The following is a 14,322-nucleotide window of genomic DNA, read 5'->3' on the forward strand; positions in this document are numbered from 1 at the left end:
TCTAGACTGTCTAACAAACTTAGTTGGCAGAGAATTTTTCAAATAGGAAGCTTGCAGGTTTAATACCTTCTGCATCTAACCAGCCACGTACCGCTTCTACCATTGGCACTGGACCACATAGGTAGATGTCTACATCACCACCGTTGAGCCATTCGTTTTCGATATGGCCAGTCACGTAACCTTTACGCTCATGTGCAGATTCTGGATTTGCCACTACAGTGCGATACTCGAACCAAGAGAATTTTTCTTGTAGTTCGTTTAATTTTTCAATTGCGACTAAGTCAAAGTCATTGGTCACACCAAAGACTAAACGTACAGGGTGCTCAGAACCTTTTTCTTCAAGCACTTGCAGCATAGACATAAATGGCGCAATACCTGTACCACCCGCTAACATCACCACAGGGCGTGCTACATTACGTAGGTAGAAGCTACCAAATGGACCAGTAAAGGTCATTTTGTCGCCAGCTTTAGCGTTTTGGCTTAAGAATTCGCTCATTTTTCCGTTTGGTACGTTACGTACCACAAAGCCAGTTAAGCGGTTACCAGGCTTAGAGCTGAAAGAATACGAACGAGTTTCTGTTGTACCAGGAATACCCACATTCACATATTGACCTGCAAGGAAGTGAATGTCTGGTTGACCTTCATCTAACTGAATGTCAAAAGTAATGGTCGAGTCAGATAAGTTTTCGACACGAGCCAAAGTACCTTCAAATGCATGAATTTCAGTTTTACATACATCAGAAGTTGCTTGAATTTGGAATACTGCGTCAGAAGTTGGTTTACATTGGCATGCAAGAATGTAGCCTTGTTCAGCTTCTTCTGGTGTCAATGCATCTTCAATATAAGTTTCTTCAGGCATGTCATACGAACCTGATTCACAAAACGCACGGCACGTTCCACATGCACCGTCACGGCAGTCCAAAGGAATATTGATCTTTTGACGGTAAGCTGCGTCTGACAGTGTTTCACCATCTGTAACAGAAATAAAACGTGTAACGCCATCTTCAAATTGAAGTGCAACATTGTGGTTTGACATGGCTGAATATCCTATAGAAATCTTTAAAACTTGACCTTTCAGCCAAAATTCCATCTGGCTGAAAGGTTTTTACCTTGCTGTAAATGAATACAGTCTTAGAGGTGGTAGATATCGATTACTTGGTTGATGTAATCGTTTTTCAGCACCACGTACTTGCTTAAAATTTGCGGTTTGTCGCCAGAAAAATCAATTTCATAGCGCGACATACCAAAGTAGCTGTAGTTAGTTTTGTAACGGAAACTTAAAGTGTTCCAGTTAAAACGTACAGTGACTTTATCGCCATCACGTTCAACAATTTCAATGTTGCTGATGTTGTGGCTTGTGCGTGTATCTGGCATGGTTGCAGATGAACGCTCAGTTTTGATACGGAACACACGGTCTTCTAAACCTTGACGGTCTGGGTAGTAAATCAAAGATATTTCAGACTGTGGATCTGTGGTTAATTGGTCATCGTCATCCCAAGCTGGCATCCAGAAAGAAGCAGTAGGAGCGTAGCACTGTAACCACTCATCCCATTGCTCATCATCTAAAAAGCGAGCTTCTTGATAAAGGAACTGCGCAACTTTTTCTAAAGTGATGTCGCTCATGCGTTTTCTCCTTCAGTAGATGCCGCAATTTCTTTTTCAGTTGCGATGCCTTGTTTGATGAGTTCTAACCAGTGTTGGTGCTGAGCAAGGTATAAACCTTCGTCTTCAGTTTTAATACCAGACAGTTTTGGTTTTAAACCAATTTCGTTGGCTGCATCGTCTGGACCTTGGATCCAATGCTTAGAGCCACGGCACATATCGTTCCACTCAAGTGCGATACCTGCGTAACCTGCTTGACATGCACGGAATTCTTCAAGATCGTCTGGGGTTGCCATACCTGATGCGTTAAAGAAATCTTCGTATTGACGGATACGGCGTGCGCGTGCTTCTGGCTCTTCACCTACAGGTGCGATACAGTAAATTGTCACTTCAGTCTTATCTACAGACAGCGGACGTAACACACGAATTTGTGAACCGAACTGATCCATGAAGTACACGTTTGGATAGATACACAAGTTACGTGAACGTTCGATCATCCATTTCGCCATCGCTTCACCGTATTGCTCGGTGTATTCATCTTTCTTGGCAAAGTTAGGACGGTCTTCTGGGTTTGCCCATTGTGTCCAAAGTAGCATGTGACCATTTTCAAAGCCGTAAGAACCACCGCCTTGTTTGCCCCATGAACCTGCGCTCATAGCACGAATGTTGTCACCAGCTTCTTTTTCTTTACGTTGCTGAGTTGTTGCAGCGTAGTTCCAGTGTACTGCTGACACGTGGTAACCATCGGCACCGTTTTCAGCAGTTAACTTCCAGTTACCTTCATAGGTGTAAGTTGAAGAACCACGTAAAACTTCAAGACCTTGTTGTGATTGACCTACAATCATGTCAATGATTTTAGTTGCTTCACCTAGGTATTCTTCTAAAGAAGGAACATCTGGGTTTAAGCTACCAAACAAGAAACCTTTATAGCTTTCAAAACGGGCAACTTTTTTCAAGTCGTGTGAACCGTCTTTGTTGAAGCAATCTGAATAACCCGCATCGGCAGGGTCTTTCACTTTTAACAACTTACCAGAGTTGTTGAAAGTCCAACCGTGGAATGGGCAAGTATAAGTTGCTTTGTTACCACGCTTGTAACGACATAACTGTGCACCACGGTGTGAACACGCATTGATCATGGCATTTAATTCACCATTGCGGTTACGTGCAATGATGATTGGCTGACGGCCAATGTAAGTGGTGTAGTAGTCATTGTTGTTTGGAATTTGGCTTTCGTGTGCCAAATAAACCCAGTTGCCTTCAAAAATGTATTTCATTTCTAGGTCAAACAGGGCTTGGTCTGTGAATACTGAACGGTGTAGTTTAAATTCACCAGATTCAAAATCATCAACCAATAGCTCATCAATGCGGTCTAAGTGGCTGGTGTTAATTACAGGAATACGAGGCATGTCCTTTCTCCGACTTTCCAAGGAGGGGAAGTCATCGGGATGAATCTAATGATTGCATCCCGATTCCATTCAAATTATGCGCTTGCGCGGCGACGTTCAACTTCAGTAGAAGGAGCGCCTTCTTTATCTTTCTGAAGAACAACGTTGAATTGGATGTATTTGAAAGGACCTTTCAAACCACGACGTGCGATTTCAGCTTCGTCAGTTACGTCTACAGCTTCAGCAACTAGACCTTCACGAGTACCGAATGCGAAGTCGTCCCAAAGGTATTTATCACCTTCGATGTTGAACTGAGTCGTAAGCTTACGGTAGCCAGGTGCAGAGATGAAGTAGTGCACGTGTGCTGGACGTTGACCGTGACGAGAGATTTGGTTCAATACACCTTGAAGTGGACCTTCAGGGTTTAAGCCATAACCTACAGGCATAGTTGTTTGAGCAACATATTGACCTTTTTCATCAGCTAAGATTGAGCGACGTAGGTTGAAGTGGCTTTGTGACTTATCAAAGAATGAATAGTTACCGTGGCTGTTTGCATGCCATACTTCAACTTTAGCACCAGGAATGATGTTGCCGTCAGTGTCAGTTACTGTACCGTCAATGATTAAAGTTGGGATTTTGCCTTCTTCAGAACCATCGTCCATACGAGCAAAACCAGTAGATTCAGGCGCACCAGCAACATACAATGGACCTTCAATTGTACGTGGCGTACCACCAGTCAAGCCTGCTTTCGCGTCAGCTTCGTCAGCACGTAAGTCTAGGAAGTGTTCAAGACCTACAGCAGAACCCATCAATGCAAACTCATCAGCTTTTGCAATATCAATGATAGTTTCAATACCTTTCCAAACTTCAGATTGGCTTAAATCTAAGTCTTCAATCGCTTGGAATAAATCTGTAACTAAACGAACAAGTACCTGTTGTACACGTGCATTTACTGGACCTTCTGAAGTGTCCACGTTACAAGCTTTAACTACATTTTCAATGGTTTGACGATCCATTTTCATTCTCCTTGGAGGTGTGCTTCGGTGGCGAATATCTCTGGACTAAAACGAGATAATTGGCTGCCACTTTCCTTGTTTACTTGGTTTGCTAAATGTTTACTTTGGTGCTGGAGTAAGGTGCTTACTCCAGTTTCCGAGTTGAATCAGGTGTCATCTTCACGAATTGATGAAGGGTGACGGTTCAATGCCATTACTTCAATATTCATGTAAGGGTAGAGCGGAAGACCTTGCAGAATGTTGTGAAGTTCTTCATTGCTCTCAACATCAAAAATACTGATGTTTGAATACTGGCCAGTGATACGCCAAATATGACGCCATTTACCTTGACGCTGTAATTCCTGCGAATATGCTTTTTCAACGGCTTTAATTTCGTTAGCAGTTTCTGCTGGCATATCCAATGGAATGTTTACATCCATACGTACGTGGAAAAGCATGGGTTTCTCCTAATTACTGACGACGCAAGTTGTCAATTTTGTCTTCATCCAACTCAATACCTAAACCTGCACCTGTTGGAAGGTGTAATTCAAAGTCTTGGTACTGAAGTGGAGTTTTTAAAATTTCTTCGGTCAGCAATAACGGACCAAATAATTCTGTGCCATAAGCTAAATTCTGGAAGGTCGAGAACACATGCGCAGATGCAATCGTGCCGACAGGGCCTTCAAGCATGGTGCCGCCATATAGGTCGATGCCTGCCAACTGTGCAATTGTTGCAACTTCACAACCTTCGATTAGACCCGCAGATTGGGCAACTTTAACTGCAAATACAGATGCAGCATTACGTTTTGCCAATTGATAAGCGCTTTGTGGGCCCATCAATGATTCATCTGCCATGATGGCAATATCAAATTTACGTGTTAAACGCTCCATGGCATCAATGTTGTCAATTGCACATGGTTGTTCAATTAAATCGACACCACCATCTTGTAAAAGCTGGATGCCTTTAATTGCTTCAAGTTCTGACCAAGCACGGTTTACGTCTACACGAATAGAAACGTCTTTACCCAATGCTTGTTTGATTGCCAATACGTGTTCTACATCTTGCTCTACTGGGCGTGAACCGATTTTGAGCTTGAATGTGTTGTGGCGTTTAGCCGCAATCATTTTTTGTGCTTCAGCGATGTCTTTTTCTGTATCGCCAGATGCAAGTACCCATAACACAGGAACCGAGTTGCGTAGGCGACCACCTAAAATTTCACTTAAAGGTTGGTTTAAGCGCTGCGCTTGAATATCTAATAAAGCAGTTTGAATGGCACATTTCGCGAAACGGTTGCCATTGATATTCTTTTTAATGACCTGTAAAGTTTGCGCAACGTTCAAGCCAGCTAAAGTTTTTAGCAATGGTGCGAAATATGTTTCAATATTGGTTTTCACACTTTCTGGGCTTTCTTCACCATAGCCCAAGCCACCAATTGTGGTCGCTTCGCCCCAGCCAACAAAACCATCTTCAGTGGTGATTTTGACTAATACCAGGGTTTGGGTTTGCATGGTTGCAACCGCCATCTTATGTGGACGGATGGTTGGTATTTCCACCAGCAAAGTTTCTACTGACTTATACATGGTTTGCCCTTCATATCATTGCTTTATTACAGTTATGTGATATACCTTAAAAGAATAAATTGCATTGGTCGAAGATCAAATATGCATTTTTTTATACTTAAAAGGTATTTTGAGCTATGGAACTCAGACATTTACGTTATTTTGTTGCTGTTGTAGAAGAGCAAAGTTTCACCAAGGCAGCAGAAAAACTCTTTATTGCTCAACCACCTTTGAGCAGACAGATCCAAAATTTAGAACAAGAGCTTGGAATTCAACTATTTGAGCGTGGAAGTAGACCGCTTAAGACCACCGAAGCAGGCCAATTCTTTTACCAACATGCCGTTAAACTTTTGTCTAATGCGGAAGAAATCAAGTCGATGACAAAACGTGTCGGTATTGCTGGTCGTACTGTGACTATTGGCTTCGTTGGTTCTTTATTGTTCGGATTATTGTCAAGAATTGTGTATTTGTTTAAGCAGCAGCATCCGCATTTAAAAATAGAAATGGTGGAAATGACCACCAATGACCAAATTCAGGCACTTAAAGAAGGGCGCATAGATGTTGGATTTGGACGCTTAAGAATTTCTGATCCTGCAGTTAAACGTATCTTATTACGTGAAGAACGCTTGATGGTTGCAGTACATTCGAGCCACCCATTTGCGGCACAAAAAGAAGGTGTATATTTGGCGGATGTTGTTGATCAACAAGTATTTTTATATCCAAATCACAACAAGCCAAACTTCTCTACCCAAATTCGTGGCGTGTTTTCTGAGTATGGTTTAGAACCTCGCAAAATTCGTGAAGTGCGTGAATTACAATTGGCGTTGGGTTTTGTTGCTGCAGGTGAGGGCTTGTGTATCGTGCCAGAAAGCGCACAAAGTATTCATTTGGCACATTTGCACTTTATACCTTTATTAGATGACTCGGCTGTAAGTCCTGTGTTTATGGCAATTCGTAATATGGATGAAAGTGAAGACATTCGATCTTTGTTTGACTGCATTTATCAAGTTTATGATTTGGAAGCATTTACTTATGATCGCAATGTATTCTAGTAAAGCCATATAAAACAAATATTTATAACTATATTTTTTATATAAAAGCACAGATATTTTTAACAAAATACTGTTATGTGAATTGCCTGAAAAAACTTTTTTAAGCATCACATTACAGTATTTTTTTCGCCTTGTTATTTTTATCTATTTTAAAATCAATATCTTACAAATTATAGACTTTTTAGGTATGTATCCATGCCTATTCAGTTTTGGACAAATTTTAACTTATTATTCATTGTGTGCATCTGAGTTGGAGTAACGGACTTCACAATTAGGAGGTGAAGCAAGATGCAAAGCAATAAAATTAATATTAATACCTTGATTGACGAGGCCAAGTTCACGCCATTCCATTGGGGCGTATTGTTTTGGTGTTTGATGATCATTATTTTTGACGGTTACGATTTGGTCATTTATGGGGTTGCATTACCATTACTTATGCAAGAGTGGGCGCTCAGTGCGGTACAAGCAGGTTTACTGGCCAGTACGGCATTGTTTGGCATGATGTTTGGTGCCATGACCTTCGGTACGTTATCGGACAAGTTGGGTCGTAAAAAAACCATTATGATCTGTGTGGCTATTTTTAGTGGCTTTACCTTCTTTGGCGCATTTGCGACTAACCCTGTTGAATTTGGTATTTTACGTTTCCTTGCAGGCTTAGGTATTGGCGGTGTAATGCCAAACGTAGTGGCATTAATGACTGAATATGCGCCAAAGCGTATTCGTAGTACTTTGGTTGCGCTGATGTTTAGTGGTTATGCCATTGGCGGTATGACTTCAGCATTGTTGGGTGCATGGTTAGTGCCAGAGTTTGGTTGGAAAATCATGTTTTACATCGCAATTATTCCATTGGTGGCTTTACCATTAATTTGGAAATTCTTGCCTGAGTCACTCATGTATTTGACCAACAAGAAAGAAATTGAGCAAACCCGTAGTATTGTGCAAAAAATTTCACCAAGCCAACAATTAAATGGTGACACTGAGTTTGTACTGAATGAAGTGACTAAAGGCGATGAAGCACCTGTAAAAGCATTGTTCCAGCAAGGCCGTATGTTCAGTACGTTCATGTTCTGGATCGCATTCTTCATGTGCTTGTTAATGGTTTATGCTTTGGGCAGCTGGTTACCAAAATTAATGATCCAAGCGGGTTATTCATTGGGTGCAAGTATGATCTTCCTATTCGCACTGAATATTGGTGGCATGATTGGCGCAATTGGTGGTGGTGCATTGGCTGATCGCTTCCATATCAAAAAAGTACTCACCATTATGTTTATCTGTGGTGCAGCAGCATTAATTCTGCTTGGCTTTAACAGTCCACAAATTGTGTTGTACACCTTAATTGCAGTTGCTGGGGCAGCAACCATTGGTTCACAAATCTTACTTTATACTTTCGTCGCACAATATTACCCATCTACTGTACGTTCTACAGGTATGGGCTGGGCATCAGGTATTGGTCGTATCGGCGCGATCGTTGGACCTGTCTTAACTGGCGCATTATTGACCATGAATTTACCGCACCAAATGAACTTCTTTGCTATTGCGATTCCAGGTGTAATTGCTGCCTTAGCAATCTTCATGGTGAATTTAAAAACGTCTGTAGAAGCTAAAGCCGCTGCGGAGCCTGCTGTAGAAAGCAATCCAGTCGCACAAAAAGCAACCCAATAATTTCTTTACCTTTCCATTAATCTACAGTCATCAATGATATAGATCGCCATCGTAAGCGATGGTGATCTGTTGCTAGAATTTGATGGCACAATAACAAGCGAGTTTAGGATGAACGCGAAAACATTAACCCAATCTTTTAATTTTCAATCTACAACGGTTCGACCAACAATGCAGCGCACGCTCATGATGAGCATGATTGCATTGAGTATGGGTGGTATGAGTGTTGCAGCTCAGGCGCAGACCCAACAGCAAACGGAAATTGAGCAACTAAGACAGGAAGTTCAAGCTTTACGTGGTCTGATAGAACAGCAAAAAGTACAAAATGCGCAAACAGCAAGTGCAATTGCCAATGTACAACGCAGTTCAGCAAGCCCGAGTCCAATTCTGAAAACAGCCAAAGGTGCTGAGTTCAACTTATATGGTAATGTGCGTTTAGATGCGTCTTATCAGGTTGAGGGCAGTAGCAGAGATTTGCCATATAACCACATTAATGCAGTGGCGTTAGAAGGCAATAATGAAAGTAGTGATCGTTTAAGATCAACGCTTTCTGCTACACGTTTAGGTTTGGATTTTAAAAGCCCAGTGGGCGATCGAGACGTAAAAGGTAAAATTGAAGTCGATTTCTTGGGCGGTTCAAATTTTGATAATTTACGTATTCGTCATGCTTACTTAAATTATGGCAACTGGTTAATTGGTCAAACTTGGTCAAACTTTGCCATTCCAGACTATATGCCAGAAACCATTGATGCTTTGGCATTTGTAGGTGGTGCAGTAAAACGTACACCTCAGGTACGTCATACTACAAAATTTAGTCCACAAACTAATTTGGTGGTGGCTGCTGAAGACCCTAAAGATGCCACAATTAGCCAGCGTTTACCTGCATTAACAGCACGTTTAAATCATCAATTTGCAGATAATTTAAATGTTAGTGTTCGTGCTATGGGCCATGAAAAACGTGTTAATTCTGAAGATGAAATGGCATGGGGTGTGGGCTTAGGTGTAAAATATGAAGTTGTCCCTGGCACAACCCTTAAAGCAGATTATTACCATGTTAAAGGTGATAGCAGCTTTGTGTCATTTACAAACAGAGGCGTAGTTGCTCAAGCAAATGGTGATCTTATTCAAAGTGAATTTGATTCAATTATGGTGGGTATAACTCAAAAATTCAGCGATAAAATACACGGCACACTTGGCTATGGTTATATGAGTTTTGATGAAAATCAAAGTTATACTAATATTTTGAAAAACTCTTTTCCAAAAGATTCAACGCAATCTGATGCGACTCGTGCTAACAAAGAATTATGGCAAGGCTGGGCAAATATTTTCTATAGCCCGCGTAAACCATTAAGCTTTGGTCTAGAGTATGTCTATGGTGAACGTACTGCTTTAGAAGCTGTTAATGGTAGTAAAACAGGTGAAGATAACCGAATCAATGCAGTCGCAATTTATAACTTCTAAAATAGCCCTGTCAATCACAAAAGAGCTGAGCCAAAACTCAGCTCTTTTTTATTGTCGGGTGATCGGCTCTGTAATTTTAGGCATGAGTATATTGGGTGATGTGTTGCTGTATTACCGCAGACAAAACATCCAGTGCAGTCGCAATATCACTGTTCCAAGCAAAAGAACAGTTTAAACGAATAAAGTTCTGGCTGACCTGTTCAGAACGGAACAACTGACTTGGCGCAATGCCAATCTTATTTTGAATCAATTGCTGATAAATCGTATAGCCATCTATATATGCAGGCAGTTCAATCCATAAAAAGTAACCACTAGAATAGTAGTGAATTTTACAAGCTGGGTTTAAGCGCTGTTTCAATTGCTGATAAAACACTTTTTTATGTTTTTCCAATTGTTTGCGTAATTGACGCAAATGTTTTTCATAATGATGATGCGAAAGAAAATCCACCAAAGTATTTTGCAGTAAGGGACTTGCAGAAACCGTGCTCATGAGTTGCAAATGCTGAATAGCATTGGAAAATTGACCTGCATAAACCCAACCGACCCGCACAGCAGAACCCAAAGTTTTAGAAAAAGAAGCGCAATGCAGTACGCGTTGTTGTCGGTCAAAATACTTCATGGGCAGTGGTTTTTGCGTACCGTAATACAATTCTTGATAGACATCATCTTCAATTAAATACACTTGATATTCTTCAAGCAAACTCGCAATACGTTGCTTAATTTCATCTCTGACACTAAAGCCAATAGGGTTATGAATATTCAACATCAACCAGCAGACTTTAATTGGGTATTGTTTTAAGGCTTGTTCAAATGAGTCTAAATCGAAACCTGAAACAGGGTGTTCTGGAATGGTAATCACCTGTAAACCAAGACGTTCAGCCGCTTGCCATGCACCATAAAAAATAGTTTCTTGTAATAGAATAAAATCTCCAGGTTTGGTCAAAGCTTGTAATGACAAATTGAGCGCATCTAATGCGCCAGATGTAATGACAATGTCATTTGCATGGGTGGGTATGCCTTGTAAACAGTAGCGATTTGCAATTATGGTTCTTAATTCATAATTGCCCGGTGGCATGTGGTCGTGGCTAAAATAACTGCTTTTTCGCTTGGCGTGCTGCGCTAAAATTTGCATTAACTTTGGGTTAAACAGTAATTCTGCATTGGGAAAGGCAGAGCCTAAAGGACTGACATCTGCAGACTGAATTGATTTTAAATAGCCAAAGACCAAAGAGTTCATTTGAATATGTGCATTTAAACTCAAACTGCTTGGTACAGGTCGTTCAGTTTGATTGAGACGTTCTGCGACATAAAACCCCGACTTTTGTTTAGCGTAAACCAATCCCTGAGCTTCAAGTTCTTGATAAGCGTTTAGCACGGTCATTAAGCTATAACCACTGATTTGTGATTGTTCTCTTAACGAAGGTAACTTGCTATGTGCTTTCCATGCACCATTTTCAATGAGTTGCCGAATGTTCAACGCCAATTGTTCAGATTTATACATGGTATGACTCAAGCATTTTTTGCAGCTGTTACTTATTTTGATCTATTTTTAGGTTTAAAACATTAAATAATTTCTTTTTTTATAACAGATTGGCATGTATCAAAAATCAACTGTTATAGTTTTTAATAAATATTTTGTATCTACAGCAATGCTTTAGAATTTTACATAATCTGTATATCCCCATAATCTGGCTAGATTGGAGTCGATATGCAAGAAGATAACTCACGCAAACCACAGAAATATGCCGATAGCAGTATTTCAGACAAAGCATTTAAGCACATGATTATTTGGTTTACCGTGTATGTAGCTTTATTTTGTATCGGCGTGGCTGTTGTGGTGAATTTAGATAAGTTCTAAACAGTTTTTGAATAACAGCACACCTATAATCGCTTCAAGATATGAAAAACATTCATTTGAATTTTAATGAATGTTTTTTTTGTTTATAAAAGAGATCGTAAGCGCATAACTCAAAAGCAATAAAGATCGCAAAAATAACGGAATAGGCGTAAATTATAACTTTATCAGTAAAGCATTTGTGGTTGCAATGATTTCGAGTTGGGTGCTCTTTACCTTAATGGCTGCATTTATGCAGGCATGGCGCAATGCCTTTCAAAAACAACTCAGCACAAGTGTAGATGTTTATGGCGTGACTTTGGCACGTTTTATTTTTGCCTTGCCTTTTGCATTGGCGTATTTAAGCATTTTACAATGGCAGCAGCCTGTTCAAGCCAAACTACATTTTAGTTCGGTGTTTTGGCTGTATATCATTATTGCAGCAGTGTGTCAGATTTTAGCCACGGCTTTAATGGTAAAACTGTTTCAACAAAAAAATTACGCAGTAGGTGTCGGGCTTGCCAAAAGTGAAGCAGTTTTAGCCGCAATTGTAGGCGTGATTTTCTTACAAGAACATTTAAGTGCATTGGCTTGGTTCGGCGTTGCGATAGGCGGTATTGCGGTATTTCTACTCAGTAAAGGCAATCAACGCAGTGATTTTTCATTCACGACTTTAGCCATTGGAATCGGTAGTGGACTCAGCTTCGCGGTGACTTCTTTATTGGTGCGTGAAGCCAGTCTAGAACTCGATTTCTTACCGTTTATTCATCGTGCTGCATGGGTTTTGGTGTGGGTTATTGGCTTACAATGTTTTATCTTATTGGCTTTTTTAGGCATATTTAAACGACATACCTTATATGCCATGTGGCAGCGGGTTGGATTAACTTTTAAAGTGAGCGTCTGCAGTTTTTTAGCATCATTGGGCTGGTTTAATGCCATGAGTATGCAAACTGTGGCGATTGTGAAAACACTCGGACAAATTGAAATATTATTCAGCTTACTTATTTCAGCGTATTTCTTTAAAGAAAAACTTGCTCGTACCGATCATTGGGGATTGGGATTGGTCGTGCTTGCGGCAATGTTGGTTATTTGGGCGTAGCATCATATTTCAAAGCTAAGTAATTTCAAATTCATGTCATATCCGTTGCACTTCATTTGAGCATCTCAGAAATATAAAAATAAAGATTCTCTATCCGTACAATCTCGTTAGAATACTCACAGCTTATCTTAGAGAATTGTCATGTCTAAACCACAGCAAAAGCAAAAAAACTCAGCCTTGGCAGAATTGATAGAAGAACAAAAACTGCTCTGTGAAGAATTTGGTTCAGCCTATATTGCAGTGAGTGGCGATGATGTTGTCGCAGTTGCAGTCCAGACCTTAAATAAAGACCCAATTGTGGGCTTGCGTAAAGCGCCAGAAGGTGAAGAAAAAGTCGCGTGGTACATTTATGGCGGTGAATTGGGTGAAGATGAAGTGAACTTTGAAACCATGCCTGTGCGCGAGTTGCAAGATATTTTGCCTGACGTGCTTCCATATCTGGCTTTAGAACAAGGCTACCGCTTTATGATTGATGCTGATGACTATGAAGATGTCTGGAAAGAAGGCGATGAGTCTTAAGCTTATGCGCATGTCGAACATGGCAAAAATATCGGTGAGCATTATGCTTGGACTGCAAAGTCTGAGCGTAATGGCACAAGGTATTCAAGCGCAGCAGTTGGCACTTGAAGCATCATCGACGCCTATTACAATCCAACACGCAGTCGATGGATTGACCCAAACGCAATATCAATATTTGTTAAATCAATACACGCAAATTGTGAATGACAGCAAAAAAATACTGGATGACCCAGCTAGCCAAGCAACGGCAGAACAACAAAAACAGGCATTTTGTGCACGCTATCACGCCTATAAAAATATTGCTGAAATTTCCGAGTACAATCCAAACTTGTATCCTGCACCTGTGATGTTAATGGTGGCAAGGCGTTATTTAGAACAGCAGCACAACAGTTTCACGGCTTCAGGTATGACTGAACAAGTTTTTTGTGCAGGAGCTATATCTAAATAGTGTGATCTGCCTTATAAGTGAATAGCAAATTTAAAGATTGAAGATGCAGGTGTATAAAGCCCCAAAAACTGGGGATTCCTTTTAAGCAGATTGTGAAGTCATACTTCATTTTTTATCAATTTTCATGCAAAACTAACTTTGCAAAGACTGTAGAATCTTTTAACTTGCAGGTAGTGAACTGAGGGATAGGCGACATAGATGAAATGGGATGAAATTGGCGAGCAGCCTTGTTCGATTGCACGAACCTTGTCGGTGATTGGTGACCGTTGGACGATGCTGATTATTCGTAATGCCTTTATGGGCATGCGTCGCTTTGATGATTTTCAACAACATTTGGGCGTAACGCGGCATGTATTGTCAGATCGTTTAAAGCGTTTGGTGGAACATGAAATTTTAGTCAAAGTGCCTTATGTAGAGCGCCAAGAACGTTTTGAATATAAATTGACAGAGAAGGGCTTGGAGCTTTATCCCTTAATGCTGTCTATGGCAAATTGGGCAGATAAATGGATGGATCAAGGTTTAGGTAAGCCTGTGGAATACATCCATAAAAATTGTGCTAAGACGTTTCAACCTGTCGTGGTATGTTCGGAATGTGGTGAAGAACTGCATGCCAAGCAAGTAAAACCACATTTTACCCCAGTGTATTATCAGTACATCCAAGCACAGCAGAATTTAAAACAAGCCTAAATCAGTGCTGTATTAATCAGC

At 40.5% G+C, this 14,322-nt stretch carries 15 protein-coding genes; 8 read left to right on the forward strand and 7 right to left on the reverse strand.

Annotation, left to right across the window (positions count from 1 at the left end; all coding sequences use genetic code 11):
- Window positions 1–19 precede the first annotated feature (19 nt).
- From benC to FTU71_RS06340, 6 genes are all read right to left on the reverse strand, one after another.
- Window positions 20–1,036 carry a benzoate 1,2-dioxygenase electron transfer component BenC gene (benC, locus tag FTU71_RS06315; RefSeq protein ID WP_180037751.1) on the reverse strand — a complete coding sequence of 339 codons (1,017 nt, stop codon included), beginning with the start codon at window positions 1,034–1,036 and terminating at the stop codon, window positions 20–22.
- A gap of 95 nt (window positions 1,037–1,131) precedes the next feature.
- On the reverse strand, window positions 1,132–1,623 hold the full coding sequence (benB, locus tag FTU71_RS06320; RefSeq protein ID WP_154320736.1) for a benzoate 1,2-dioxygenase small subunit: 492 nt from the start codon (window positions 1,621–1,623) through the stop codon (window positions 1,132–1,134).
- Window positions 1,620–3,008, reverse strand: a complete 1,389-nt coding sequence (benA, locus tag FTU71_RS06325; RefSeq protein WP_180005949.1) for a benzoate 1,2-dioxygenase large subunit — start codon at window positions 3,006–3,008, stop codon at window positions 1,620–1,622. Before benA ends, benB begins: the two co-directional genes overlap by 4 nt.
- A 74-nt stretch (window positions 3,009–3,082) precedes the next feature.
- On the reverse strand, window positions 3,083–4,003 hold the full coding sequence (gene catA / locus FTU71_RS06330; RefSeq protein ID WP_131261935.1) for a catechol 1,2-dioxygenase: 921 nt from the start codon (window positions 4,001–4,003) through the stop codon (window positions 3,083–3,085).
- A 146-nt stretch (window positions 4,004–4,149) separates the two neighbouring features.
- On the reverse strand, window positions 4,150–4,440 hold the full coding sequence (gene catC, locus FTU71_RS06335) for a muconolactone Delta-isomerase (RefSeq protein WP_096901615.1): 291 nt from the start codon (window positions 4,438–4,440) through the stop codon (window positions 4,150–4,152).
- 13 nt (window positions 4,441–4,453) lie between these two features.
- Complete coding sequence (locus tag FTU71_RS06340) at window positions 4,454–5,563, reverse strand: muconate/chloromuconate family cycloisomerase (RefSeq protein ID WP_104851981.1); 1,110 nt, start codon at window positions 5,561–5,563, stop codon at window positions 4,454–4,456.
- A 116-nt stretch (window positions 5,564–5,679) separates the two neighbouring features.
- On the opposite strand from FTU71_RS06340, the gene FTU71_RS06345 reads away from it, so the two are divergent.
- From FTU71_RS06345 to FTU71_RS06355, 3 genes are all read left to right on the forward strand, one after another.
- Window positions 5,680–6,594, forward strand: coding sequence for a LysR family transcriptional regulator (locus FTU71_RS06345; RefSeq protein WP_179988978.1), 915 nt, complete (start codon window positions 5,680–5,682; stop codon window positions 6,592–6,594).
- Between the two features lie 288 nt (window positions 6,595–6,882).
- Window positions 6,883–8,256, forward strand: coding sequence for an MFS transporter (locus FTU71_RS06350; protein WP_163145796.1), 1,374 nt, complete (start codon window positions 6,883–6,885; stop codon window positions 8,254–8,256).
- Window positions 8,257–8,364: 108 nt separating this feature from the next.
- A complete protein-coding gene (locus FTU71_RS06355) occupies window positions 8,365–9,714 on the forward strand; it encodes a DcaP family trimeric outer membrane transporter (RefSeq protein ID WP_257222460.1) in 1,350 nt (449 codons plus the stop codon).
- A 76-nt stretch (window positions 9,715–9,790) separates the two neighbouring features.
- On the opposite strand, the gene FTU71_RS06360 is transcribed toward FTU71_RS06355, so the two are convergent.
- Window positions 9,791–11,215: a PLP-dependent aminotransferase family protein gene (locus tag FTU71_RS06360; protein WP_096901620.1), complete on the reverse strand. Its 1,425-nt coding sequence runs from the start codon at window positions 11,213–11,215 to the stop codon at window positions 9,791–9,793.
- A 207-nt stretch (window positions 11,216–11,422) separates the two neighbouring features.
- Between FTU71_RS06360 and FTU71_RS06365 the strand changes: the two genes are divergently transcribed.
- From FTU71_RS06365 to FTU71_RS06385, 5 genes are all read left to right on the forward strand, one after another.
- Complete coding sequence (locus tag FTU71_RS06365; protein WP_004973540.1) at window positions 11,423–11,572, forward strand: hypothetical protein; 150 nt, start codon at window positions 11,423–11,425, stop codon at window positions 11,570–11,572.
- A gap of 187 nt (window positions 11,573–11,759) precedes the next feature.
- Window positions 11,760–12,647 carry a DMT family transporter gene (locus FTU71_RS06370; protein WP_131261930.1) on the forward strand — a complete coding sequence of 296 codons (888 nt, stop codon included), beginning with the start codon at window positions 11,760–11,762 and terminating at the stop codon, window positions 12,645–12,647.
- Window positions 12,648–12,788: 141 nt separating this feature from the next.
- Window positions 12,789–13,166 (forward strand): hypothetical protein, encoded by a 378-nt coding sequence (locus tag FTU71_RS06375; protein WP_096902818.1) that lies wholly within the window; start codon window positions 12,789–12,791, stop codon window positions 13,164–13,166.
- Window positions 13,156–13,614, forward strand: coding sequence for a hypothetical protein (locus FTU71_RS06380; RefSeq protein WP_228274460.1), 459 nt, complete (start codon window positions 13,156–13,158; stop codon window positions 13,612–13,614). The genes FTU71_RS06375 and FTU71_RS06380 overlap by 11 nt, the downstream gene beginning before the upstream one ends.
- A gap of 198 nt (window positions 13,615–13,812) precedes the next feature.
- Entirely contained in the window at window positions 13,813–14,301 is a 489-nt protein-coding gene (locus tag FTU71_RS06385) for a helix-turn-helix domain-containing protein (protein WP_004973550.1), read from the forward strand.
- Window positions 14,302–14,322 lie beyond the last annotated feature (21 nt).

It is taken from the genome of Acinetobacter sp. YH12136 (assembly GCF_013418545.1).
In the GTDB taxonomy this organism is placed as follows: Bacteria; Pseudomonadota; Gammaproteobacteria; order Pseudomonadales; family Moraxellaceae; genus Acinetobacter; species Acinetobacter towneri.

Coding starts and splice junctions, on each gene's coding strand:
- FTU71_RS06375 (WP_096902818.1), top strand. CDS start 12,789: ATGTCTAAACCACAGCAAAAGCAAAAAAACTCAGCCTTGGCAGAATTG.
- benB (WP_154320736.1), bottom strand. CDS start 1,623: ATGAGCGACATCACTTTAGAAAAAGTTGCGCAGTTCCTTTATCAAGAA.
- FTU71_RS06355 (WP_257222460.1), top strand. CDS start 8,365: ATGAACGCGAAAACATTAACCCAATCTTTTAATTTTCAATCTACAACG.
- FTU71_RS06350 (WP_163145796.1), top strand. CDS start 6,883: ATGCAAAGCAATAAAATTAATATTAATACCTTGATTGACGAGGCCAAG.
- catC (WP_096901615.1), bottom strand. CDS start 4,440: ATGCTTTTCCACGTACGTATGGATGTAAACATTCCATTGGATATGCCA.
- FTU71_RS06380 (WP_228274460.1), top strand. CDS start 13,156: ATGAGTCTTAAGCTTATGCGCATGTCGAACATGGCAAAAATATCGGTG.
- benC (WP_180037751.1), bottom strand. CDS start 1,036: ATGTCAAACCACAATGTTGCACTTCAATTTGAAGATGGCGTTACACGT.
- FTU71_RS06370 (WP_131261930.1), top strand. CDS start 11,760: ATGATTTCGAGTTGGGTGCTCTTTACCTTAATGGCTGCATTTATGCAG.
- FTU71_RS06345 (WP_179988978.1), top strand. CDS start 5,680: ATGGAACTCAGACATTTACGTTATTTTGTTGCTGTTGTAGAAGAGCAA.
- catA (WP_131261935.1), bottom strand. CDS start 4,003: ATGGATCGTCAAACCATTGAAAATGTAGTTAAAGCTTGTAACGTGGAC.
- FTU71_RS06340 (WP_104851981.1), bottom strand. CDS start 5,563: ATGTATAAGTCAGTAGAAACTTTGCTGGTGGAAATACCAACCATCCGT.
- FTU71_RS06365 (WP_004973540.1), top strand. CDS start 11,423: ATGCAAGAAGATAACTCACGCAAACCACAGAAATATGCCGATAGCAGT.
- FTU71_RS06385 (WP_004973550.1), top strand. CDS start 13,813: ATGAAATGGGATGAAATTGGCGAGCAGCCTTGTTCGATTGCACGAACC.
- benA (WP_180005949.1), bottom strand. CDS start 3,008: ATGCCTCGTATTCCTGTAATTAACACCAGCCACTTAGACCGCATTGAT.
- FTU71_RS06360 (WP_096901620.1), bottom strand. CDS start 11,215: ATGTATAAATCTGAACAATTGGCGTTGAACATTCGGCAACTCATTGAA.